Here is a 23,118-nt window from a genome sequence, read left to right as displayed (position 1 = left end):
CCATCTTAAAAGGTGGAAACAATAACAGGTCTTAGCTGCCGAACCAGATCGTCGCGGATACCGCAGGCAGCGCCAGCACGCCGTCCTGTATCGTCGCCTTGCCCTCTTTAATTTTCCACGTCGCTACCTTCAGCAGCGGTGAATCATCCAGCACCACTTCGCAGGCCTCTCCCCGGTTGATGGCGATCAGCACGCGTTGCTGGTTATAGACGCGGGCAAACACCACCACGTTATCGTGCGCATAGACCACCTGACAGCCGCCGTAGCGCAGAGCCTGATTCTGTTTACGCAGCTTCGCCAGCCGCTGATACAGGCTGAACAGCACCTTGTCCTGTTTCGCCGGCTCCCACGGGAAGGTTTTGCGGCAGAACGGATCGTTGTTGCCGTCCAGCCCCACTTCGTCGCCGTAATAAATACACGGCACCCCAGGCCAGGTGAAGAGCCAGGTCACCGCCAGCGGCAGACGCGCCACATCCTTGCCGAGCAGGGATTTAAAGCGCGCGGTGTCGTGACTATCGAGCTGGTTAAACATCCGCAGCTGCTGCTGATGAGACAGACCGGCGCGATAGTTCTCCATCCACGCCATGCAGGTTTCAGCGTCAATATGGTTCGGATCGTAGGAGATATCGGTATTAGCGAGGAATCCCCACAGCGGGAAGGTAAAGCCGCGATAGTTCATTGCTGCATCTTCCGCATCGTTCTGCAGCCACTGGCGCGCGTCGCCAAAGTGCTCGCCGAAGACAAACGCTTCAGGCTGGGCCGCTTTTGCCGAGCGCGTGATCCCGGCGACGTGCTGAAGGTTGTTCCGCGCCCCGCCCGCTTCACCGAGCATATGCACCACGTCCAGACGCCAGCCATCCATGTTCCACGGCGCTTTCAACCAGTGGCGGACGATGCTGTCTTCGCCGCCGTAGATTTCATTCACGAGCGTTGGCGACTGGAAATCCAGCTTCGGCAGGCTGGCGTAACCCAGCCAGTCCAGGGCGCGGCCCTCCTCGTTAAAGCTGTACCAGTCGCGCTGCGGCGAGTCCGGGTTATGACATGCCCCGCCCATCGACTGATTATGACGGTCAAACCAGGCGTGCGAATCTCCGCTGTGGTTGAACACGCCGTCCAGGATCAGGCGCATGCCTTCATTTTGGGTGTTCTTACGCAGGCGCAGCAGCGCCTCGTCACCGCCAAACTGTTCGTCAACGTGGCGATAATCCTGCGTATCGTATTTATGCACGCTTGGGGCTTTAAACACCGGGTTCAGGTAGAGCGCCGTCACGCCAAGCTTTTTCAGGTACGGCAGTTTTTCGCTGATGCCGTCGAGATCGCCGCCGTAAAAGGTCGAGCCGCCAGCCTGCGCCGTCACCGGGTCATCCCACGCTTTCATAATGACGTCGTGACCCGCCGCGTGGTGGTAATAAACCTTATCCTGCTGTGCGGTGCGCTTTTCGCTGCGCGCAAAGCGGTCCGGGAAAATCTGGTAAAAGACCTGATCGTTAACCCACTGCGGGCCGTTATCCGGGTAATCGACCGCAAACTGCTGCAGCCGTGCGGGCGGGAAACGACTAAACCCCTGCGGGGTAAACCACAGCTGACGGTTGTTCCACAGCAGTTTGAAGCTGTAACGGCGACGGGGCTGTCCGCTATTCAGGTCGATATTCGCCCGCCACGCCGTGATCCCCGGCTGCGGCTGGCTGCGCAGCTTGTGCATTTTCAGCCCGGTCTCTTCGTTATCTATTTCAGCGCGGAGTGTCACCCGTTCAGGCTGATTTTCCCCCGCCAGCCAGAGCGTAATCACAAGGTTGTCTTTGTTTTGCTTAACAAATGGGGCAACCGGAAGGTGCCAGGCATTTAACATCACGAATCCCCTTTGATGAAATTGACGTCACCTTGCCACAGGGTGGTTAAGGATAGCTCATCGTGTTCGGGATTATTGGGGGAGGAGAAAGGAGGAGGAGGCATCAGTGCGGCCTGATGCCCTCACCCCAACCCTCTCCCACAGGGAGAGGGAGAAAAAATATTACTGTGCTTCCGCCAGCTGACGGTCGCGGCGGCATTTGAACATCCAGCCCACCAGCAGCAGGACGATCCACGCGAAGCCCACGTACAGGGAAATACGGGTGTCCGGGTGGTAGCCAATCAGGCCAATGATAAACACCAGGAAGATCAGCCCAACGACGGTGGTTGCCACCCCGCCCGGGACTTTGAACTTCAGCGCTTTCGCCTCATCCGGCGACAGGCGGCGGCGGAACGCAATCTGCGACAGCAGGATCATAATCCACACCCACACCGTCGCGAAAGTCGCCAGCGATGCAATCACCAGGAAGACGTTTTCCGGCATGATGTAGTTCAGGTAAACCGAGAACAGCAGCGCCACGGTCATGACCACGACGGTCACCCACGGCGTGCCGCGGCGTGAGGTTTTGGCGAACACCTTCGGCGCGCTGCCCTGCTCCGCCATGCCGTGAAGCATACGGCCCACGCCAAAGACGTCACTGTTGATTGCCGACAGCGACGCGGTCAGCACCACAAAGTTGAGAATGCTGGCGGCAAAGGCGATGCCCATGTGCTGGAAGGTCAGTACAAATGGGCTGCCGTTGGTGCCTACCTGGTTCCACGGGTAGATGGACATGATCACGAACAGCGTACCCACATAGAACACCAGAATACGCATCGGCACCGAGTTGATGGCGCGCGGAATGGATTTCTCCGGGTCTTTCGCTTCACCAGCGGTAATACCGATAATCTCGATACCGCCGTAGGCAAACATGACCATCTGGAGCGACATCACCATGCCGAGCCAGCCGTTACTGAAGAAGCCGCCGTTGCTCCACAGGTTGTGGATACCGGTCGGCTGGCCGCCGTTACCAATACCCCAGATGATGATGCCGAAACCGGCGAGGATCATGATGATAATGGTCGCGACTTTAAAGAAGGAGAACCAGAACTCCAACTCACCAAACACCTTCACGCTCATCAGGTTGACGGCGCAGATGATCAGCACCACGCTCAGCACCCATATCCAGTGCGGCACCGCCGGGAACCAGACGCCCATATAAATGCCAAACGCGGTCACGTCGGCAATCGCCACAATCAGGATTTCAAAGCAGTAGGTCCAGCCGGTGATAAACCCGGCCAGCGGGCCTAAGTTTTCCTGCGCGTAGCGCGAGAAGGAGCTGGCAGACGGGTTGTGAACCGACATCTCACCCAGCGCGCGCATGATGATATAGGCCGCCACGCCGCCGATGATGTACGCCAGCAGAACGCTGGGACCGGCCATTTTGATGGCATCTGCCGAGCCATAAAAAAGACCGGTGCCGATAGCAGAACCCAGCGCCATAAAGCGGATGTGGCGCGTGCTCAATCCACGTTTAAGTTTGTTAGTGCTTTCCATTTAAATCTTGCCATTCAACACGAAAAAAACAAAAAACCACGGGGCCTTAAGCCCCGTGGTTAAACAGTTTGTTGCCGTTGATTAATGGGCGTTCGATGCGACCTGACGCCCTGCAGCACGGTCCCAGATAATCGCCAGAACCAGTGCAACAACGGTAGGCATCAGCCAGGCCAGGCCTTGCTCAGACAGCGGCAGACGCTGTGTCCATGCAGGCAGAATGTCTGCGAAAGCTGATGCTTTAATCCCGTCAAGGATACCAAAAATCAGGCTGATAAACATGGCTGGCGCAATAATTCGCGACGAGTTGTTCCACCACGGGCGAGTAAAGCTCAGCACCACCAGCACGATGCACGGCGGATAAATCGCCGTCAGTACCGGAATCGAGACCTGAATCAGGTGGCTCAGACCGAGGTTGGACACCGCCATAGAGAAGATGCCGAGGATAAACACCAGGGTGCGGTAAGAGAGCGGCAGATACTGTGCGAAGAACTCTGCACAGGCGCAGGTCAGGCCCACTGCGGTTACCAGACACGCCAGGAAGATAAGCGCCGCCAGCAGCATGCTGCCCGCACCACCGAAGGTGTGCTGAACGTAAGCGTGCAGGATAGCTGCACCGTTGGCGTTCTGATCGACCAGCATGGCGCTGTCGGAACCCAGGCGGAACAGTGCCAGATACAGCAGCGTCAGACCCACACCGGCCATCAGGCCAGCCCAGATGGTATAGCGAGTCAGCAGGCGCGCTTCAGTCACGCCGCGGGAACGCGCGGCATTGACGATAACGATACCAAACACCATCGCGCCCAGCGTATCCATCGTCAGATAGCCGTTCACAAAGCCGTTGGAGAACGCCGCATTTTTATAGGCGTCCATCGCGTCGCTAATCGGGCCTGCAGGCCAGACGATAGCGGCTACCGCCAGCACGATCAGGGCCACAATTTTCAGCGGCGCCAGGAAGTTACCCACGGTATCCAGCAATTTGCCCGGATAGAGGGAAACCAGAATCACAATCGCGAAGTAGATCAGGCTGTAGATAAACAGCGGCATCGCGCCGTCACCCGTCAGCGGAGCAATCCCCACTTCAAAGGAAACGGTCGCCGTACGCGGGGTCGCAAACAGTGGACCAACGGCCAGATAGCAGACGGTCGCCAGCAGAACGCCAGCCACTTTGCCAATCGGGGTGCTGAGGCTGTCCACGCCGCCACCGACTTTCGCCAGCGCGACAACGGTGAGGACCGGTAGACCCACGGCAGTAATCAGGAAACCAAACGCAGCTGTCCAGACGTGTTCACCCGCCTGTAAGCCAACCATTGGAGGGAAAATGATGTTACCTGCGCCAACGAACAGCGCAAATGTCATAAAGCCCAGCGCGATGATGTCACGCGATTTTAAGTGATGGGTCATAAAACCTTACTGCCTGTGGATGTGGTGTTGAAAACGTTGAGATTTTCGCTATCCCTGACGGGACGATACAGCGGAAAATTTGCTCAATTTCAGCGGGAAATGCTCCCGTCCTGGCGTGGAGAAGAATAGTTTTTCGATTTACCACGCAAATACAGTCGGTCTGACAGTATCTGGGGGGCAATTTAAACGCTTATAACGTTTAAAGGCAAGGAGGGATCGCAAAACCAGAACAATATGCCAGCATGAAAAAACAGACCAGCACAATGCACTAATTATAAGAAAAACCCATGGCTAATCATGCGAACAAAAAAGCATCAACCGTATAATATTCACACGCGTTTCGCTTGACTGCAAAGCAAACGGGCCAGCAAATGCTGGCCCGTGGAAAGGTAAAATGACACGCCTGCCGTCAGGCGATCTTTTTGGCAATTAATCGTTCCGGAATAACAAAGCTGAAGCGGGTTCCTTTACCCAGCGTACTCTGAATATCAAGACGGCTTTCATGATGATTCACCGCGTGTTTCACAATCGCCAGCCCCAGGCCGCTTCCCCCGGTCTGCCGCGAGCGCGCTTTATCCACACGGTAGAATCGCTCGGTCAGACGCGGTATGTGCTCAGGGGCAATTCCCGGCCCGTTGTCCTCAACGCTAAACTCAGCGCCCGCGGTAACACGCTGCCAGCGCACCACGATATGGGTCCCTTCCGGGGTATGATTCACCGCGTTATACACCAGGTTGGAGATAGCGCTGCGCAGTTCATCTTCACTGCCGAGCACCTTCAGGGTGCTGTCGACCTCAAAGCTAATGTGATGTTTTTTATGGCTTAACGTTTGCGCTTCCCGCTCCACCACCCGCAGCATCATCGGCACATCGATGGTGTCATTCAGTGCCAGTGAAGGTGCGGCTTCAATCTTCGAGAGCGTCAGCAGTTGCTTGACCAGGCCTTCCATACGGTGCGTTTGCTCGCGCATGGTGTGCAGCGCTTTTTCACGCGGCGCACCTTCGAGCGTTTGCTCCTGCATCATCTCCAGGTAGCCCTGAAGCACGGTCAACGGGGTGCGTAATTCGTGGCTCACGTTCGCGAAGAAGTTGCGTCTCGCCCCTTCCAGCTGGTGCATCTGGGTGACATCCCGCGCCACCATCAGCCACTGCCGATCGCTGTAAGGCATCACGCGGATTTCCAGATGACGCCCGTTGTTGAGCCTCAGATTGTGCGGCCCCGTAAAATCACGCTTTTTCAGATACAGCGTGAACTCCGGATAACGCAACAGGTTAAGGATATTTTGCCCATTATCGTCCGGCCAGCGCAGGCCCAGCAGCTGTTGCGCCAGACCGTTACACCAGAAAATTGTGCCTTCTTCAGTGGTCAGAATGACGGCATCCGGCAGCGACTCTGCGCCGCTGCGAAAGCGTTTGATTAAGCTTCCCAGCTCGCGACGACGTTTTTTATTACGCATCTGCATCTGGTGCAGACCATACAGCAGCGGTTCCCAGCTGCCGCTTCCCGGCGGAGGGGTCATGCTTCTGTCTACCCACAGCCACCAGGAGAGGCGCAGTAAGTTCCAGAAATGCCAAACTAATAACCCGGTCACTGCCGCCAGCAAAAACCACGGCAGATGCCCAACGATGGCCCCCAAAATGAAGGCCGGAATACAGCATAAGATCAGTTCAAAGACGAGCCTTTTCCATGACAGACGTTCCAGCACGCGTCACACTCCTGTCACTGTTCAGAAACGGGTCGAAAAACGATAACCCGTACCGCGGACCGTCTGCACCATGCGATCGTGACCGCTCAGCTCCAGCGCTTTACGCAGGCGGCGAATATGCACATCAACCGTCCGGTCTTCCACATACACGTTAGTTCCCCAGACGTTATTCAGCAACTGCTCGCGACTGTAGACACGTTCCGGGTGGGTCATAAAGAAGTGCAGGAGTTTGAATTCGGTAGGCCCCATGTCGAGGGGATTTTCGCCCGTCATCACGCGGTGTGAGGTGGGGTCAAGGCTCAGGCCCTGCATCTCAATCACCTCTTCTACCGCCATCGGCGAAATGCGGCGCATAACGGCTTTGATACGAGCAACCAGCTCTTTGGGGGAGAACGGCTTGGTGATGTAATCGTCCGCGCCGGTTTCCAGACCGCGCACGCGATCCTCTTCTTCACCGCGCGCAGTCAGCATAACCACCGGAATATCGCGGGTCATCGCTTCACGTTTAAGATGTTTGATAAACTGCAGTCCAGAGCCGCCAGGCAACATCCAGTCAAGCAGAATCAGATCGGGCCAGGGTTCATTCAGCTGGTTCACCGCGCTGTCATAATCTTCCGCTTCAACCGGCTGGAAGCCATTTTGTTCGAGCACGAAGCACACCATTTCACGAATTGGAGCTTCATCTTCTACGACCAGAATACGTCTCGCCATACTTTGCCCTGTCTTATCTTATTTAAGTTACAAGTTTGTAATGCGGCGTCATTATGCGTCAGATTTATGACAGATTTATGAAAAACATTACCACCATAAATGGCAAACTGTTGTTTTATTACAGCGGTTATTTTCCATCCCCTGAGAGTTTATAATCGCCATCAACTCTTTTCGCCACGGATCAGCTATGCGCATACTTCACACTTCAGACTGGCATCTGGGTCAAAACTTTTACAGCAAAAGCCGGGCGGCGGAACACGAAGCCTTCCTGAACTGGCTGCTGGAGACGGCGCAATCGCATGACGTCGATGCGATTATTGTCGCGGGTGACATCTTCGATACCGGTTCCCCACCGAGCTATGCGCGTGAGCTCTATAACCGTTTCGTGGTGAATCTGCAGCAGACCGGCTGTCATCTGGTGATTGTCGCCGGAAATCACGATTCTGTGGCCACGCTGAATGAATCCCGCGATATTCTGGCGTTTCTCAATACCACCGTGGTGGCCAGCGCCGGACATGCCCCGCAGATCCTGAAAAAACGTGACGGCACGCCGGGTGCGGTGCTGTGTCCCATTCCGTTTTTGCGCCCGCGGGATATCGTACAGAGCCAGGCGGGACTTTCCGGCGGCGAAAAGCAACAGCATTTATTACAGGCTATCACTGATTATTATCACCAGCAGCATACCGATGCCTGCGCCCTGCGCGGCGAAGCGGCAATCCCGGTGATTGCGACCGGGCATCTCACCACCGTGGGTGCCAGTAAAAGTGACGCCGTACGTGACATCTATATCGGCACGCTGGATGCCTTCCCGGCGCAGAACTTCCCGCCTGCCGACTACATCGCGCTCGGGCACATTCACCGGGCGCAGATCGTCGGCGGCTGCGAGCATATCCGCTATTGCGGCTCGCCCATTTCACTCAGCTTCGATGAAACAGGCAAAGCCAAATCCGTGCATCTGGTCAGTTTTACCGACGGTAAACTCAGCGCTGTCGAGACGCTGGACGTGCCCGTCACCCAGCCGCTGGCGGTGCTAAAAGGCGATCTGGCGGCCATCACTGAACAGCTTGAGCAGTGGCGTGGTGTCGAGCAGGTTCCGCCCGTCTGGCTGGATATCGAAATCACCACCGATGACTACCTGCATGATATGCAAAGGAAAATTCAGGCGCTGACGGACGATCTGCCCGTCGAGGTCTTACTGGTTCGCCGTAGCCGGGAGCAGCGCGAGAAAATTCTGTCAGGTGCGCAGCGTGAAACGCTCAGTGAACTGCGGGTCGAAGAGGTGTTTGAGCGCCGGTTGTCTCAGGAAGAGATTGACGACGCGAAGCGAGTAAGGCTCAACGAGCTGTTCACGCATACCCTGCATGCGCTTAACGATGAGGGAGAAAACGCATGAAAATTCTCAGCCTGCGCCTGAAAAACCTGAACTCGCTCAAGGGCGAGTGGAAAATCGACTTTACCGCTGAGCCGTTTGCCAGCAACGGGCTGTTTGCCATTACCGGTGCCACCGGTGCCGGGAAAACCACCCTGCTCGACGCCATCTGTCTGGCGCTTTACCACGAAACGCCACGACTGCAGAAGGTCTCTCAGGCGCAAAACGACCTGATGACGCGCGACACCGCCGAGTGCCTGGCGGAAGTGGAGTTCGAGGTAAAGGGCATCGCCTATCGCGCGTTCTGGAGCCAGAACCGCGCGCGCAACCAGCCTGACGGGAACCTGCAGGCGCCGCGCGTGGAGCTGGCGCGCTGCGAAGATGGCAAAATCCTGGCCGACAAAGTGACGGATAAACTGGAGCAAACCGCTGCGCTCACCGGACTGGACTATGGCCGCTTTACCCGCTCCATGCTGCTCTCACAGGGGCAGTTTGCCGCCTTCCTGAACGCCAAACCGAGCGATCGCGCCGAGCTGCTGGAAGAGCTGACCGGCACCGAGATCTACGGCCAGATTTCCGCCATGGTGTTTGAAAAACACAAAGCCGCCCGCAGCGTGCTTGAAAAGTGCGAGGCGCAGGCGGCGGGCGTCGTGCTGTTGAGCGAAGAGCAACAGCAGCAGTTACAGCAAAGTTTGCAGGCACTTACTGACGAAGAGAAAACCCTGCTGGCGCAGCAGCAGAGCCACCAGAAAGAATTTCAGTGGCTTACTCGCAGCGAAGAGCTTATCCGCGAACAGCAGCGCGCTACGACCTTACAGCAGCAGACGCAACAGGCGCTGACTGATGCAGCCCCAGACCTGGCAAAGCTCCAGCTCGCGCAACCCGCGTCCCAGCTCCGCCCGCTGTGGGAACATCAGCAAGAACAGGCATCACGCCTGGCGCAAACGAAGCAGCGTATTGTTGAAGTAAATACTCGCTTACTGGAAAAAACCGCCTTGCGCTCGCGGATCCGCAACGGCGCTTTACATACTCATACGCAGCTTCAGACAGAACTGGCGGCACTGGCACAGTGGCTGACAGACCACGATCGGTACCGCCTGTGGGGCCAGGAGATTGCAGGCTGGCGGGCTCACTTCTCTCAGCTTAATCGCGATAAAAATCAGCTCACTACGCTTGCTGCGCGCATCACTGAATTACGCCATAAGCTGACGGGTCTGCCAGAAAGTTCCCTCACGCTGACGGCTGACGAGGTCGCAATGGCGATGGAGCAACGGGCGCAAACCCGGTTTACGCGCCAGCGCCTGACCGCTCTCCATGCCCGCTATCAACCGCTGCAAAAACGTCAGCGCCAGAACGCCGAAAGCGTGCAAAAAGCACAGACCGGGCTGGTCGCGCTTAATGAAACGCTGGCACAGCGCCGCCAGCAGTATAAAGAAAAAAACCAGCACTATCTGGACGTTGAAACACTCTGCAGGCAGGAAGAGAAAATCAAAAGCCTTGAGGCGGAGCGTGCTCAACTCCAGGCCGGGCTACCTTGCCCGCTGTGCGGCTCCAAAACCCATCCGGCCGTGACGGCATACCAGGCGCTGGAACTCAGTGAAAATCAACGCCGCCGCGACCAGTTAGCTAAAGAGGTCGCCGCACTTAAAGACGAAGGTTTGTTAGTTCTCGGCCAGGTTAACGCCCTGTCACAGCAGATCCAACGCGAGACAGACGAAGCGCAGGCGCTCTCTCAGGAAGAGCAAGCGCTCACTAAAGAGTGGCTGGAAATGTGTGCTTCTCTGAATATTACGCTGAATATTCAGGAGGATATTGCCCCGTGGATGAGCGAGCAGGAGCACTACGAGCAGCAGCTTTATCAGCTCAGCCAGCGTTTGACCCTACAAACGCAGCTTAGCGAGCAAGAAGAACAGGAGCGTCAGTACCAGCAGCAGCTGGCGGCGACGCGTCAGGCAGTGGAAACGTCCCTGCATACGCTGTCGCTGGGTATTCCGGATGCAGGCACTGAATCCGTCTGGCTCGCCTCACGTGAAAGCGAATACGCGCAGTGGCAGGAGAAACAGACCCAGCATGGCGCGACGCTGGAACGTATTAACGCCCTGACGCCGCTGCTCGATACCCTTCCGGCAACGGAGGCCACTGAAACCGAAACGGCGATCCCCGCGAACTGGCGCGAAATTCACGACGAATGCGTGTCGCTGCAAAGTCAGCTTACCGCGCAGCAACAGCAGGAGGCGCTGGAGAAAGAACGTTTGCAGCAGTCACAGGCGCAATTCGCCACGGCACTGGCGGCAAGTTGTTTTGAGGATCAAGACGCGTTCCTTTCTGCGCTGCTGGATGCCGACACCATTCGACGCCTTGAGCAGCTAAAGCAGACGCTGGAAAACCAGGTACAGCAGGCGACAGCGCTCTCCGCGCAAGCGACCCGGCAGCGAGAGGACCATCAGGCGCTGCGCCCGGAAGGGCTGGACGCCGATGTTCAAACATTACAAATGCAATTGGAGCAACTGGCACATCAACTTCGTGAGAACACCACGCATCAGGGTGAGATCCGCCAGCAGCTCAAGCAGGACAGCGATAACCGTCTGCACCAGCAGGCGCTTATGCAGCAAATAGAAGAGGCCGCGCGCCTGGCGGACGACTGGGGCTACCTGAATTCCCTGATTGGCTCCAGCACCGGCGACCGATTCCGTAAATTCGCTCAGGGGCTGACGCTGGATAATCTGGTCTGGCTCGCTAATCAACAGCTTAATCGCCTGCACGGACGCTATCTGCTTCAGCGGAAAGTCAGCGATGCGCTGGAGCTGGAAGTGGTCGATACCTGGCAGGCGGACGCGGTGCGCGATACCCGTACGCTCTCGGGCGGCGAAAGCTTCCTGGTGAGCCTGGCGCTGGCCCTGGCGCTGTCGGATTTAGTGAGTCACAAGACGCGGATCGATTCCCTGTTCCTCGACGAAGGATTCGGCACGCTGGACAGCGAAACGCTGGATACCGCGCTGGATGCGCTCGACGCGCTGAACGCTACCGGCAAAACCATCGGCGTGATCAGCCACGTTGAGGCGATGAAAGAGCGCATTCCGGTGCAGATCAAGGTGAAGAAGATTAACGGGCTGGGGTATAGCAGGCTGGATAAGGTGTTTGCGGTGGAATAAATGGGGGCGGTGCGGTCTGGTGCCCTCACCCTGGCCCTCTCCCACGGGGAGAGGGTACAAACATCAAAAACAGCAACTTGCGTTGCTGTTTTGCTTTTACCTTGCCTCACCCTGGCCCTCTCCCACAGGGAGAGGGGAAAAAAAGTTTATTCCGGCCACAGCCATGCCGCGCCGCGCACGCCGCTGGAATCCCCGTGCACCGCTTTGCGGATCGGGGTTTCACACTCGCCGCCGAAGACCCATTGCCTGACCAGATTCGGCACCGTGGCGTACAGCCGGTCAACGTTGCTCATCCCACCGCCAAGCACGATCACATCCGGGTCGAGAATGTTAACCACGTGCGCCAGCGATTTCGCCAGCCGCATTTCATACCGGCTAAGCGCCAGTTCCGCGACCGGATCCTGTTCTTCAACCAGACGCATAATCTCATTTCCCTTCAGCGCCTGCCCGCTCAGGCGATGGTAGTCCGTAGCAAACCCCGTACCGGAAATAAAGGTCTCGATACAGCCCTGCTTTCCGCAGTAGCACGGCACTTCCGCGCGATAGTTAAGTTCGTCTTCGTCCATCCACGGCAATGGATTATGTCCCCACTCGCCCGCCGTGCCGTTGCCACCAATGTGGGCGCGACCGCCGAAGGCCACACCCGCGCCGCAGCCCGTACCGATAATGACCGCAAAAACGGTCTGGGCGCCTGCAGCAGCACCGTCGATAGCTTCCGATACCGCCAGACAGTTGGCATCGTTAGCCAGACGCACATCGCGTTTAAGACGCGCGCTCAAATCTTTATCAAACGGCTGGCCGTTGAGCCACGTAGAGTTGGCGTTTTTCACCACGCCGGTGTACGGCGAGATCGACCCGGGGATCCCCATTCCAACACTGCCCGTCTGCCCTGTTGCCTGCTCGGCCAACTCGACCAGCCGGGCAATCGTCTCGATAGTCTGGTGATAATCATCACGCGGCGTAGGCAAGCGGTGGCGAAACAGCTGTTCCCCCTGCTCGCTCAACGCAATCACTTCAGTTTTGGTGCCGCCTAAATCGATCCCAATACGCACAAGAGACTCCTCATTATTTTGATTATCAACAGAGTAGAAGCCGCCTACCCGATTAGCAATGCAAGCGATGCGACAATTCGTTATCATGCCCGCTGATTTAACGACAAGGCCGTGGAAATTATCATGCTGTGGTTCAAAAATTTGATGGTTTACCGTCTCAGCCGCGACGTTTCGCTGCGTGCAGAAGAGATGGAAAAACAGTTAGCCGCTTACACCTTTTCCCCTTGCGGTAGCCAGGATATGGCAAAAACCGGTTGGGTTCCGCCAATGGGTTCACAAAGCGATGCCCTGACCCACGCCAGCAGCACCGGTCAAATTATCGTTTGTGCGCGTAAAGAGGAAAAAATCCTCCCTACGCCGGTCGTCAAGCAGGCGCTCGAAGCGAAAATTTTCAAGCTGGAAGCCGAACAGGGCCGCAAGCTGAAAAAGACCGAAAAAGATTCGCTGAAAGACGAAGTGCTGCACTCCCTGCTGCCTCGCGCGTTCAGCCGCTTCAGCCAGACTATGATGTGGATCGACACCGTAAACGGGCTGATCATGGTGGACTGCGCCAGCGCCAAGAAAGCAGAAGACACGCTGGCCCTGCTGCGCAAAAGCATCGGCTCTTTACCGGTCGTTCCGCTGGCGCTGGAAACGCCGATTGAGCTGACTCTGACCGAGTGGGTACGCAGCGGGACTGCCGCGCAAGGTTTCCAGATCCTGGATGAAGCAGAGCTGAAAGCCCTGCTGGAAGATGGCGGTGTGATCCGCGCGAAAAAGCAGGATCTGGTGAGCGACGAGATCGCCGTACACATTGAAGCGGGCAAAGTCGTGACCAAGCTGGCACTCGACTGGCAGCAGCGCATTCAGTTCATGATGTGCGATGACGGCTCGGTGAAACGCCTCAAGTTCTGCGACGAGCTGCGCGATCAGAACGAAGATATCGACCGGGAAGATTATGCCCAGCGTTTTGACGCGGACTTCATCCTGATGACCGGAGAGCTGGCCGCGTTGATTCAGAATCTGGTGGAAGGTCTCGGCGGCGAAGCGCAGAGATAACAGACAAAACGTAGGCCGGGTAAGCGTTAGCGCCACCCGGCTTATTTTTTATTTCAGATAGCGGCACAGATAAGAGGTAGGCTCAGCAACCTGCAGATGGAATTCACTGTGGGCAGGGACGTTGAATACTTGCCCGGCAGCGTAAACTTTCCATTCCGTTTCACCTGGCAGTAAGACGTTCAGCGCGCCGCTCACAACCGTCATCTCTTCTGCTTCCGCAGTGCCAAAGGTATATTCCCCTTCCGCCATAACGCCGACACTGGCGCGGCCAGTGCTGCTGCTGGTAAAACCGATGGATTTCACTTTACCGGAAAAGTATTCGTTACTTTGAAGCATGAACTGGCCCTTATATTTATAGATAAAAATCCACTATAGGGGCCATGCTCATGGCCTGTCACGCAAAATCATTACACCAGTAATTCAGACGCCAGACGCGCCATCAGAACATTGGACAACAGCACCGGTATATCGAGTGCTTTTTGCAGTAAATCGCGATGGTGCTGATGGAAGCCGAGACAGTCCAGAATCAACACATCCGCGCCTCTCTCCATCAGCTCCCGTCCTGCGGCAATAAGCGCCGCTTCACTGTCCCAGAACGGATTAGCCAGCGCATACAGCGGGACTTTTTCCAGCACCTGCCATTTTGCCTCCTGGTTATCCATCAGTTCCTCGATGGGAACAATGACCCCCACCTGATGACCGTCGACAATCGAGGCCACCAGCGGCGGAATAATTCTCATCGGTTCCAGCAAAATCGCATTACGCGCAACCAGTCCTGTTATCGGTGCCGTGCTCATTAATAAAATGACGTCATAACCCTGATTATCGAGCACTTCAATAACACCCTGAAGCGCGCGCTCGATTTTCTGGCGTGACACATGCGCCAGTTTACCGTCACTTAATAACGTCGCCAGGGGATCCTCCCCTTCATCTAGCGCGTAGTCTTCCATGACCTCTTCACGGCTCATCTTACCCAACAGGCTAAGATGAGCGATCTGTTGCTCAGAGACATGCTCGGTTAAGAGCGGTAATACTTCGCTTACAGGGACCACACCAATAGTGAGGATCGCCAATGTCGCCTTCATTTTGATCGCCTTCCATTACTACCACAACCGTTACACAGGTACAGGCTCACTACGCTGCACCGTTCGTTTTTTCAACAAAACAGCACCAAGCGTAGCAGGGGATCTCTGCACCGAAATGTAAAGATCCCAGGCCCATGCCGAATCACCCTGTAATAACTAAATATTAACTCGTGCTTAACATTCACGATGCGTTAAAAGTGTGATTCAGGCACGGTTTTGCGTGGTTTAGGAATTTAATCAGGACTTATCGGGATCTTCGTAACGCCGTTTCGCATCCAGCGCTTCTTGTTCGGTTTCATGTTCGCTGATCAGCGAATCGGGTTTGGGGTGATCGGCACGCAGCTGATACCAGGTCACGGTATGGTCGGCATGACCCTTTTCAACGGTAACAATGCGTGCTTCACGCGGATAGGGAGGTCTGGTTGGCATAGCTCATCCTTTTTTTATGTCTGAGCTATGAGTATAGACGGCCGTTAGCTGGCGCAGGCCAAACGAAGGGCGGTAATAATCTGAATAACAACCTCTTCAGGTGAAGCAGAGGCATCCACAACGTGGTGTGCCGCCTCGCGGTATAATGCATCGCGTTCCGCAAGCACCTCACTCACTTCTTCGCTGAGCGGCTTCGCGGTCAGCGCAGGACGCTGCCCCTCTTCCGGAAACGCTTCAAGACGTCCAACCAGGGTAGAGACCGCCGCGCAGAGATAAATCACAATCCCTTTTTCGCGCATAAACTGCCGGTTGTACTCCGCCAGGATAATGCCCCCACCCGTTGCAATGATAGTCGCAGGCGATGTTACCGCTTCCAGCGCGGCAGTTTCACGCGCGCGAAAGCTCTCCCAGCCCTCTTTTTCGACAATCTCTGCGATGGTTTGAGCCGCATGTTCCTGAAGCCAGTGATCGGTATCAACAAATTGACTCTGGCACACGCACGCCAGTTCCAGGCCAACGGTGGTTTTCCCACAGCCGCGAGGGCCAACTAAAAAGATGGGTGGGTTCATAACCAGGTGTTTCCCCTTGATGCCGGAAGGCTGAAGACTGTAAAGAAATGATTGCAGAAGATGTTGCGTTTACTTTACTGCAAAGCGGTACGGGATGACAACCCTGTGGAGGCCACACTGTACCACATTTTGACAATGGTTATCATTACGCCGTGCGGCGCTTCACTTCCAGCAGCCATTTATCCAGCTCGGCAGCAAACTGCTGACGGTCACGCTGAGACAGGCTATCAGGCCCGCCAGTCTGCACGCCGCTGGCGCGCATGGTGTCCATAAAATCGCGCATGGTGAGCTTTTCGCGAATAGTCGACGGCGAATAACGTTCACCACGCGGGTTCAGCGCTGCCGCCCCTTTCTCCAGCACTTCTGCGGCCAGGGGAATATCCGCCGTGATCACTAAATCCTCGGCGCTGCACAGACGCACAATTTCATTATCCGCCACATCGAACCCGGCCGGTACGCGCAAAGAGCGGATGAACCGGGAAGGCGGCACGCGGATATTCTGGTTCGCCACCAGCGTTAATGGCATCTGTACGCGCTCGGCGGCGCGGAACAAAATCTCTTTAATCACATTCGGACAGGCATCCGCATCAACCCAAATCGCCATATTGTCACCCTTGTATCGCATTGACGGCTATTGTCGCCTGCTTTTCGTTGTTAAGCTATAAACCTATCAATCAGAGATAACAACGCATAATAACGGAGAGACGTGATGGACAAGAAAATCGGGTTTATCGGCTGCGGTAACATGGGCAAAGCCATCCTGGGTGGCCTGATCGCCAGCGGGCAGGTACTGCCGGGACAGATTTGGGTCTATACCCCATCACCGGATAAAGTCGCGGCGTTGCATGATGAGTACGGTATCAATGCCGCCGAAAGCGCGCAGGACGTCGCCCAGGTCGCGGATATCGTCTTTGGTGCCGTGAAGCCGAACATCATGATCAAAGTGCTGAGCGATATCACCTCCAGCCTGAATAAAGAGACGCTGGTGGTGTCCATTGCCGCCGGTGTGACCCTCGACCAGCTGGCTCGCGCGCTCGGTCACGACCGTAAAATCGTCCGCGCGATGCCAAATACCCCTTCTCTGGTCAACGCCGGGATGACATCTATCACCCCTAACGCGCTGGTCACCGCCGAAGACGTGGCGGATGTCCTGAACATTTTCCGCTGCTTCGGTGAGGCAGAAGTCATTTCTGAAGCGATGATCCATCCGGTTGTCGGCGTAAGCGGTTCAGCCCCTGCGTATGTCTTTATGTTTATTGAAGCGATGGCGGATGCCGCGGTGCTGGGCGGTATGCCGCGCGCGCAGGCCTATAAATTTGCCGCGCAGGCCGTCATGGGCTCCGCCAAAATGGTGCTCGAGACGGGTAAACATCCGGGTGAACTGAAGGATATGGTCTGCTCTCCGGGCGGCACAACGATTGAAGCCGTGCGCGTGCTGGAAGAGCGCGGATTCCGTGCTGCCGTCATCGAGGCGATGGCAAAATGCATGGAAAAATCAGAGAAGCTGAGTAAATCCTGATAAACAGAGCCGGGCGTCAGGCTGCCACTTCGGTGCGACCTCGTCCGGCATTTTTCGCTTTATAGAGGGCAACATCTGCTGCTTTTAACCATTCGCGGTAGTGTCCGAATTGCGGTCCCCAGGGGGCAACCCCGACGCTAATACGGATCCTTTCTGAAGGTGCTCCGGGTAGCGGCATGTTGACCAGACGTTCGTGTACGCGGGACATCGCGGCAATAGCACTTTCCGCAGGCGTACCGGACATAATCACGGCAAATTCATCCCCACCAAAACGGCCAATAAAATCACACGAGCGTAGCGTCAACTGCAGCTGGCGGGTGATAGCCACTATCGCTTCATCGCCGACGTCATGGCCCCATGTATCGTTAATGCTCTTAAAGTGATCAATGTCGATGAGCAATATTGTCGCCGTTTGATGGCTGCGACGGCATTGCTCATATTCATTGCGCAAAAGCGTTTCCCAGTGGCGGCGATTGAACACCCCCGTCATCCCGTCGCGCGTGCTCATTAGCTCAAGCCGCCGTTTATGCTCAGCCAGCCGAACCGCCGTCCGGTGACTGACCCAGGCAAACAGCATCGGGTACAGCATCAGAACCGGTAGCGTCAGCCACCACTCCAGCGGCTCAGAATAAAGCGTAATCATGCTGCCGTTCAGCTGCAGCGTGACCAAAGCGGAAAACAGGATAATGATAATACCGGCAATAAACAGCCGAAAACCGCCCGATCCCATCATATTCATGCCGATCATCATGATCAGCGCCGCCGTGGGCAGCGCATTCAGGCCCATCAGGCCAATCCAGACACCGGCGATGATTGCATCTACCTTCAGGTTAACGATTTCACTGCAAAACGGTTGGGATGAGCGGCAGGCAAGTTGCCAGGCGAGATGTGGCCAGACGAAGGCCCACCCCACCAGTAATAACCACCAGCCGCCTGGGAGAAAATGGGTAACCAGCACACCCGCAATCGGGAAAAACATGGCTGCCAGCCCCACCACGCGCGCCAGCCGGATCCGCCGGCAAAATCGTATCCCGGAGCGGTGTGAGTCATCCTGAGAAAGATGTTTATTCCACTCTTCCTGAATGCTCTCTTTGTTGTAATAGATTTCATCATTCATCATTTTTGGGAATATTCTGAAACATTTTCCCAAATTATAGAGAGGGGGATTTCGGGGAAAGTATGAAATTTCGGGTGAGCCGCGACGGCAACTCACCCGTTAGAACTACACTTTTTTCTTCAGACAGGCGCTCATGAACTTACTGCGGTCATCCCCTTTCAGGGACTGCTCGGTGGCCTTCGCATTACACTCGCGCATTTTTTGCTGCTGCGGCGTCAGGCTTTTTTCATCCGGTTTCGAGGCACCGTTTTTAAGGCAGTCGCTCATGTAGGTCTTACGGGCATCGCCCTTCAGAGATTGCGAGGTCGCCTGTTGATTACAGGTTGTCATACGCTGCTGCTGGGGCGTAAAGGTCTTTTCTTCCGCATGCGCAGAAGCCATCAAGAACACGCCTGAGAGTAAGGTAACCAGTATTGTCGTTTTCATTGCACTATCCTTTATGTGAATTTCCACTCTAAGTCTGGTTCGTGACGGGGAAAATACCACCCGGCAGCCACGATTTCCGCCGGGTGACGAACTTATTTCAGCCTCAGCGCGGCCTTCATGGTGTAGAACAGATCGGTCTGGTCAGTCAAACCCACCACGTTCGCAGCATGTGGGCCGTACGCCGCGATGCGCAGCTGTGTGCCGGTATGTTCCATAGACTCTTCTTCAGAATTGCCATAGCTCATCACCATCACGGCACCGTCTTTGGTCGTCAGCGCCTGCGTCAGACCCGGTGCTTTGGTATCGGGAGGGATAATCTGGCTTGAATGCGCGTGGTCAGCGGTGACCACCACCAGCGTGTTACCGTCTTTCTTCGCAAACTCGAGCGCTTTTTGCACCGCTTCGTCGAGATCCACCGTTTCGCCAATCTGCCCGCACGGGTTCGCCGCGTGGTCTTGCTTATCGATTGACGCCCCTTCTACCTGCAGGAAGAAGCCTTTTTCGCTCTTGCTCAGCAGAGAGATGGCTTTGTCCGTCATCGCCGCCAGCGTAGGAACGCTGTCATTCCGTTTCGGGTTTGGCGTACAGGTCACCGCTGGCTTATCGATATTGCCGTGGTACGAGGCTTTTGGCCCTTCCCAGCGCACCGGCATGTTGCCGTCAGAGAACAGTCCCAGCAGCGGTTTGTCCTGGTTTGCTTCGGTAATCGCCGCCAGAGAAGCCGCATCGCTTACCAGCTGATAGCCGCGCGCCTGCGCCTGCTCGCGCAGCGTTTTACCCTGCCACTCACCGGCCGTCGCCGTTTCGGCAAAGGTTTTCGCCCCACCGCCCAGCGTCACGTCAGGGCGCGCGTTCAGCATCTGTTCTGTAATCGAGCCTTTACCGCCGTTTTCCAGCGCATTGGTCGGACATTTTTCGCGGGTCACCGACGGGCCATAGCATTTACGCGAGGTCACGTGCGACATCAACGCGGCCGGGGTGGCATCCTGAAGCTCAGCGGTAGAGACGTTGCCGGTTGCCAGCCCCGCCGCTTTCGCCATTTCCAGAATGGTTTGATGATCTTTCTCGTGAATATCGACGCCCAGCGCGCCATTATAGGTTTTCACACCGGTTGCCCACGCCGTTGCTGATGCGGCTGAATCCGTGACGTAATCCGGTTTACCGGTTTTTTTATCCAGCGAGTAATGGGTATATTGTCCCGTCAGAGGCAGCGCATCGATGCCTTTAAAATAGCCGCCCGCTCCTTCGGCATAATTTCTCGCCGCCGTAATTTCGGAATCCCCCATTCCGTCGCCAATCAGCAGAATAATATTTTTAGCGGGGTTTTCATTCAGAGAAGCGCGAATGGCGGCAGTCTGATCCTCTGAGAGACGGCGCGCACCACCGGGCTGGGTGATATCCCCCTGCGCAGCACGATGTTCGAGGACGTTCATATTCGCGGTTTCAGCGTGAATAGCAGGGGCAAATAACAGCGGGATTAATGCGATAAAAAGCGCGCTCTGTTTCACTTTATTTTCTCCATGTACAAATACATAAAAATAAAAACAGAGCGACTATAGGCAACCGGCATGACATTTCTATGACAGCCCGTCACGCATTGTGACAGTTTAGCTGCGCGGATGCCTTAACAGCTTTTTTATGTATTGATGGAGCATTTCGGCGTCCTCAGGTGGAACCTGTGAATCAGGTTTGGCGTTGTCCAGCGCGCTTTCAATGCTGTCAATTAACGCCTGTTGATCCTGGGCAGCCATATGTCTGAGTAGCGCGGTGACGACTATTTCCAGCGCCTCAACCTGGGCGACCAATTCTTTCGACTCTTCTTCCTTTTGTGCAAGCTTAACCAACAACTCAGTAATGAGATTCTTCATGGTGCTATTTCCTTATGGGTTTTCCCTGAAATTAGCACTCTCAATGATTTATGCAAAGAGGAGAAAAGTATTATCTTATGCAAAAGTGACGTTACGTCAAAAATAGCGTAGCGCGCACCGCAGCGAAACGTTTTTCTATAACAACAGGCCGCTTTTTGTTATATAAAAAAGCGGCAGCCATAAAAATATATAATACATCCCCAGGGTTAACGGGCTCCTTTTGCCTCCGCTAATTGTCTGCGACGACGCAGTGCAATAGCCAGCTGGATAATATTTATCAACACCACCACAGCCGTCGCGGCAAATACCCAACGGAAACCGGCCATCGCGGAAACGGATGCACCAATAAGCGGACCGGCGACGTTGCCCAAATACATAAACGACTGGTTGTAACCAAAAATACGCCCGGTGACCTGGTCACTGGAATATTTCACCAGCAGTGTTTGCACGGCGGGCAACATGGCTCCATCGGCAAAACCAAGCAAGAAGCGCAGAACGCCAAGCTGAAGCGGGGTCGTTACGAACGACATAGCGAAAAAGAGTATGACCGCAAATATCAGTGTGGCCATCAGGATGCGCGCCGTGCCAATCCGGTCGCCCAGTTTGCCAAGCCGCGGCGCAGAGATCAGAGCCGACACGCCAGGCACCGCCGCAATCAACCCCGCGAGAAAGGCGATATTGCTGCTGTCTGGCTCCATCGACTTGATAAACAGCGCCAGAATAGGCCCGACGGAACCATTACACAGCTGGATCACCATGGTGGTGACAAAAAGGCTGATCATCAGGCCGGGATAAGGCAGCGAGGCAAAGACCGCCCTGCCGCTCAGGCGTTCTGATTTGCTGACAACGGGACGGCCCCCTTCTTTGATCAGGAAAAGCGTCACCAGAAAACTGATCACCAGCAGTATCGCGGTGATGAAAAATACCGCTCTCAGCCCCACGTGATCCGCGAGGAATCCCCCCAGCAGCGGGCCGCCGATGACCCCGCTGATCTGCGCGGTAGAGAGCGTACTCAGCGCCCAGCCGCTACGTTCACGCGGCACCTGCGAGGCCACCAGCGCCATCGCGTTCGGAATATACCCGGAAGTCAGCCCCATGATTGCCCGCAGGATAAACAGCTGCCAGACGTTGGTGGCAAAGGCCTGAAGCAAAATGGCGATCGCCATACCGAGGGATGCACGCAGCAGCATCAGCTTGCGGCCTTTTCTGTCCGCCAGGCTGCCCCACATCGGCGAGACGATGGCCGAAACCAGAAACGTGACGCTGAACGTCAACCCTGACCACATAGAGAGGGCTTCATGGGAGGTCACCCCCAGCTGAGACACGTACAGCGGCAGAAAGGGTAAAATCTGGCTAATGGCCAGTCCGGTAAAGAAACAGCCGAACCAGACCGAGATGAGGTTAACTTTCCAGGATTCCATAACAGAAATAGTCTTCATTTTTAGGCGAATTCGCCGACAGATTAGCAAGTTACGCGCGTTGACGTCGCACCAGAGATGCGGCCTTGCTGACTTTGGTGTTTTATCTTCCCAGTCATCATATTTGTGAAACAAGTCACAAATTATCCACTTTCTGACGAAAGATTATGCTTCAGCGGCACAGGCCGAAGCCGCGCATCCCAAGATGGAAATGGTTAGCGTGGGCCGCGTTATATTCTGGCCCCAGACCGTTACCGTAATACCCACAGCTCGCCGCCAGCAGAGCCTGAAGCCACGGCTGGGTTTTAGCCGACGACCAGCCCCTCAGAATGGTGATCCGCTCACCGTTTGCCAGCCGAAATGCGCTGATGTCCAGCGCCTCTGCCGTGGCATGTTCACTGCGACGCGCATCCGGGCGGCCGTAAATATTACGACAGGCATAGCTTCCCAGATGGTCGATGCGCGTAAGCTCGCTGCCCATCCAGCTTTTCGTCAGCGGCCGGGCCTGCTGACTGACAAACAGCGCAGAGCTTAATGCCAGAGGGCAACTGGCCAGAAAACTGCTGTTCAGGCTGACCGGACCGAAATTACTCACGCGCACCACGTTACTGAGCGGGCATGCTCCCGCGCTGTCAGCCACCGGCTGCGTGCGGATAAGCGCTCTTAGATTTGCTTCGGTTAGGAGGCTTTCGCAGGCCTCCGGCGTTAAGCGCCGAAGCTTAAACTGGGTGATTTTTCCGGGAGGATCGTCAAGGGTAAGCGGCGTAAAAGGGTTGTAATGAGACGGCAACCAGCGGTAGCCCGCCGTTGCGACAGCCACAATAATGAAAACGGTTAGCAGACTTTTTCCTTTCACGCGCCCCCCACGATAACC

21 protein-coding genes are annotated in these 23,118 nt (G+C 55.7%); 4 read left to right on the top strand and 17 right to left on the bottom strand.

Annotated elements, in window-relative coordinates; translation table 11 throughout:
- Positions 1-31 precede the first annotated feature (31 nt).
- The 5 genes from malZ to phoB form a co-directional block, all read right to left on the bottom strand.
- Positions 32-1,849 (bottom strand): maltodextrin glucosidase, encoded by a 1,818-nt coding sequence (gene malZ / locus AC2T6E_RS18350; protein WP_486692777.1) that lies wholly within the window; start codon positions 1,847-1,849, stop codon positions 32-34.
- A gap of 162 nt (positions 1,850-2,011) precedes the next feature.
- A complete protein-coding gene (gene proY, locus AC2T6E_RS18345) occupies positions 2,012-3,385 on the bottom strand; it encodes a proline-specific permease ProY (protein ID WP_089599260.1) in 1,374 nt (457 codons plus the stop codon).
- Between the two features lie 81 nt (positions 3,386-3,466).
- Positions 3,467-4,786: a branched-chain amino acid transporter carrier protein BrnQ gene (brnQ, locus tag AC2T6E_RS18340; RefSeq protein ID WP_010428030.1), complete on the bottom strand. Its 1,320-nt coding sequence runs from the start codon at positions 4,784-4,786 to the stop codon at positions 3,467-3,469.
- A 409-nt stretch (positions 4,787-5,195) separates the two neighbouring features.
- The gene (gene phoR, locus AC2T6E_RS18335; protein WP_010428028.1) at positions 5,196-6,491 is read right to left on the bottom strand and encodes a phosphate regulon sensor histidine kinase PhoR; all 1,296 of its coding nucleotides are present in this window, start codon (positions 6,489-6,491) and stop codon (positions 5,196-5,198) included.
- A 21-nt stretch (positions 6,492-6,512) separates the two neighbouring features.
- Positions 6,513-7,202, bottom strand: a complete 690-nt coding sequence (phoB, locus tag AC2T6E_RS18330; protein WP_010428026.1) for a phosphate response regulator transcription factor PhoB — start codon at positions 7,200-7,202, stop codon at positions 6,513-6,515.
- A 187-nt stretch (positions 7,203-7,389) separates the two neighbouring features.
- Between phoB and sbcD the strand changes: the two genes are divergently transcribed.
- Positions 7,390-8,595, top strand: coding sequence for an exonuclease subunit SbcD (sbcD, locus tag AC2T6E_RS18325; RefSeq protein WP_431643405.1), 1,206 nt, complete (start codon positions 7,390-7,392; stop codon positions 8,593-8,595).
- Positions 8,592-11,723 (top strand): exonuclease subunit SbcC, encoded by a 3,132-nt coding sequence (sbcC, locus tag AC2T6E_RS18320; RefSeq protein WP_486692773.1) that lies wholly within the window; start codon positions 8,592-8,594, stop codon positions 11,721-11,723. Before sbcD ends, sbcC begins: the two co-directional genes overlap by 4 nt.
- Before the next feature lie 146 nt (positions 11,724-11,869).
- Here sbcC and mak read toward each other — a convergent pair whose 3' ends face one another.
- On the bottom strand, positions 11,870-12,775 hold the full coding sequence (gene mak, locus AC2T6E_RS18315; protein WP_148400288.1) for a fructokinase: 906 nt from the start codon (positions 12,773-12,775) through the stop codon (positions 11,870-11,872).
- A gap of 123 nt (positions 12,776-12,898) precedes the next feature.
- On the opposite strand from mak, the gene rdgC reads away from it, so the two are divergent.
- On the top strand, positions 12,899-13,813 hold the full coding sequence (gene rdgC, locus AC2T6E_RS18310; RefSeq protein WP_010428018.1) for a recombination-associated protein RdgC: 915 nt from the start codon (positions 12,899-12,901) through the stop codon (positions 13,811-13,813).
- 48 nt (positions 13,814-13,861) lie between these two features.
- Here the strand turns inward: rdgC and ppnP are convergent, their stop codons facing one another.
- The 5 genes from ppnP to AC2T6E_RS18285 form a co-directional block, all read right to left on the bottom strand.
- Positions 13,862-14,149, bottom strand: a complete 288-nt coding sequence (gene ppnP / locus AC2T6E_RS18305) for a pyrimidine/purine nucleoside phosphorylase (protein ID WP_042716688.1) — start codon at positions 14,147-14,149, stop codon at positions 13,862-13,864.
- Positions 14,150-14,220: 71 nt separating this feature from the next.
- Positions 14,221-14,898 carry an AroM family protein gene (locus AC2T6E_RS18300; RefSeq protein ID WP_108415691.1) on the bottom strand — a complete coding sequence of 226 codons (678 nt, stop codon included), beginning with the start codon at positions 14,896-14,898 and terminating at the stop codon, positions 14,221-14,223.
- Between the two features lie 237 nt (positions 14,899-15,135).
- On the bottom strand, positions 15,136-15,327 hold the full coding sequence (gene yaiA / locus AC2T6E_RS18295) for a protein YaiA (protein ID WP_010428011.1): 192 nt from the start codon (positions 15,325-15,327) through the stop codon (positions 15,136-15,138).
- 44 nt (positions 15,328-15,371) lie between these two features.
- Complete coding sequence (gene aroL, locus AC2T6E_RS18290; RefSeq protein WP_486692769.1) at positions 15,372-15,896, bottom strand: shikimate kinase AroL; 525 nt, start codon at positions 15,894-15,896, stop codon at positions 15,372-15,374.
- A gap of 145 nt (positions 15,897-16,041) precedes the next feature.
- The gene (locus AC2T6E_RS18285; protein WP_010428006.1) at positions 16,042-16,500 is read right to left on the bottom strand and encodes a YaiI/YqxD family protein; all 459 of its coding nucleotides are present in this window, start codon (positions 16,498-16,500) and stop codon (positions 16,042-16,044) included.
- Between the two features lie 105 nt (positions 16,501-16,605).
- On the opposite strand from AC2T6E_RS18285, the gene proC reads away from it, so the two are divergent.
- Positions 16,606-17,415: a pyrroline-5-carboxylate reductase gene (gene proC / locus AC2T6E_RS18280; RefSeq protein ID WP_089599254.1), complete on the top strand. Its 810-nt coding sequence runs from the start codon at positions 16,606-16,608 to the stop codon at positions 17,413-17,415.
- A 16-nt stretch (positions 17,416-17,431) separates the two neighbouring features.
- Here proC and adrA read toward each other — a convergent pair whose 3' ends face one another.
- The 6 genes from adrA to AC2T6E_RS18250 form a co-directional block, all read right to left on the bottom strand.
- On the bottom strand, positions 17,432-18,535 hold the full coding sequence (gene adrA / locus AC2T6E_RS18275) for a diguanylate cyclase AdrA (protein ID WP_148400287.1): 1,104 nt from the start codon (positions 18,533-18,535) through the stop codon (positions 17,432-17,434).
- 102 nt (positions 18,536-18,637) lie between these two features.
- The gene (gene psiF, locus AC2T6E_RS18270) at positions 18,638-18,958 is read right to left on the bottom strand and encodes a phosphate starvation-inducible protein PsiF (protein ID WP_174340707.1); all 321 of its coding nucleotides are present in this window, start codon (positions 18,956-18,958) and stop codon (positions 18,638-18,640) included.
- Between the two features lie 92 nt (positions 18,959-19,050).
- Positions 19,051-20,466 carry an alkaline phosphatase gene (gene phoA, locus AC2T6E_RS18265; protein WP_174340706.1) on the bottom strand — a complete coding sequence of 472 codons (1,416 nt, stop codon included), beginning with the start codon at positions 20,464-20,466 and terminating at the stop codon, positions 19,051-19,053.
- Between the two features lie 99 nt (positions 20,467-20,565).
- A complete protein-coding gene (gene iraP, locus AC2T6E_RS18260) occupies positions 20,566-20,826 on the bottom strand; it encodes an anti-adapter protein IraP (RefSeq protein WP_042716702.1) in 261 nt (86 codons plus the stop codon).
- 206 nt (positions 20,827-21,032) lie between these two features.
- Complete coding sequence (locus tag AC2T6E_RS18255; RefSeq protein ID WP_174340705.1) at positions 21,033-22,247, bottom strand: multidrug efflux MFS transporter; 1,215 nt, start codon at positions 22,245-22,247, stop codon at positions 21,033-21,035.
- 169 nt (positions 22,248-22,416) lie between these two features.
- Entirely contained in the window at positions 22,417-23,100 is a 684-nt protein-coding gene (locus AC2T6E_RS18250) for an extensin-like domain-containing protein (RefSeq protein ID WP_174340704.1), read from the bottom strand.
- Positions 23,101-23,118: the final 18 nt, after the last annotated feature.

The sequence above is a fragment of the Enterobacter sp. B79-1 genome, assembly GCF_057444735.1.
The sequence above is the reverse complement of the archived record's forward strand: the minus strand, read 5'-3'. Positions and strand labels throughout refer to the sequence as shown.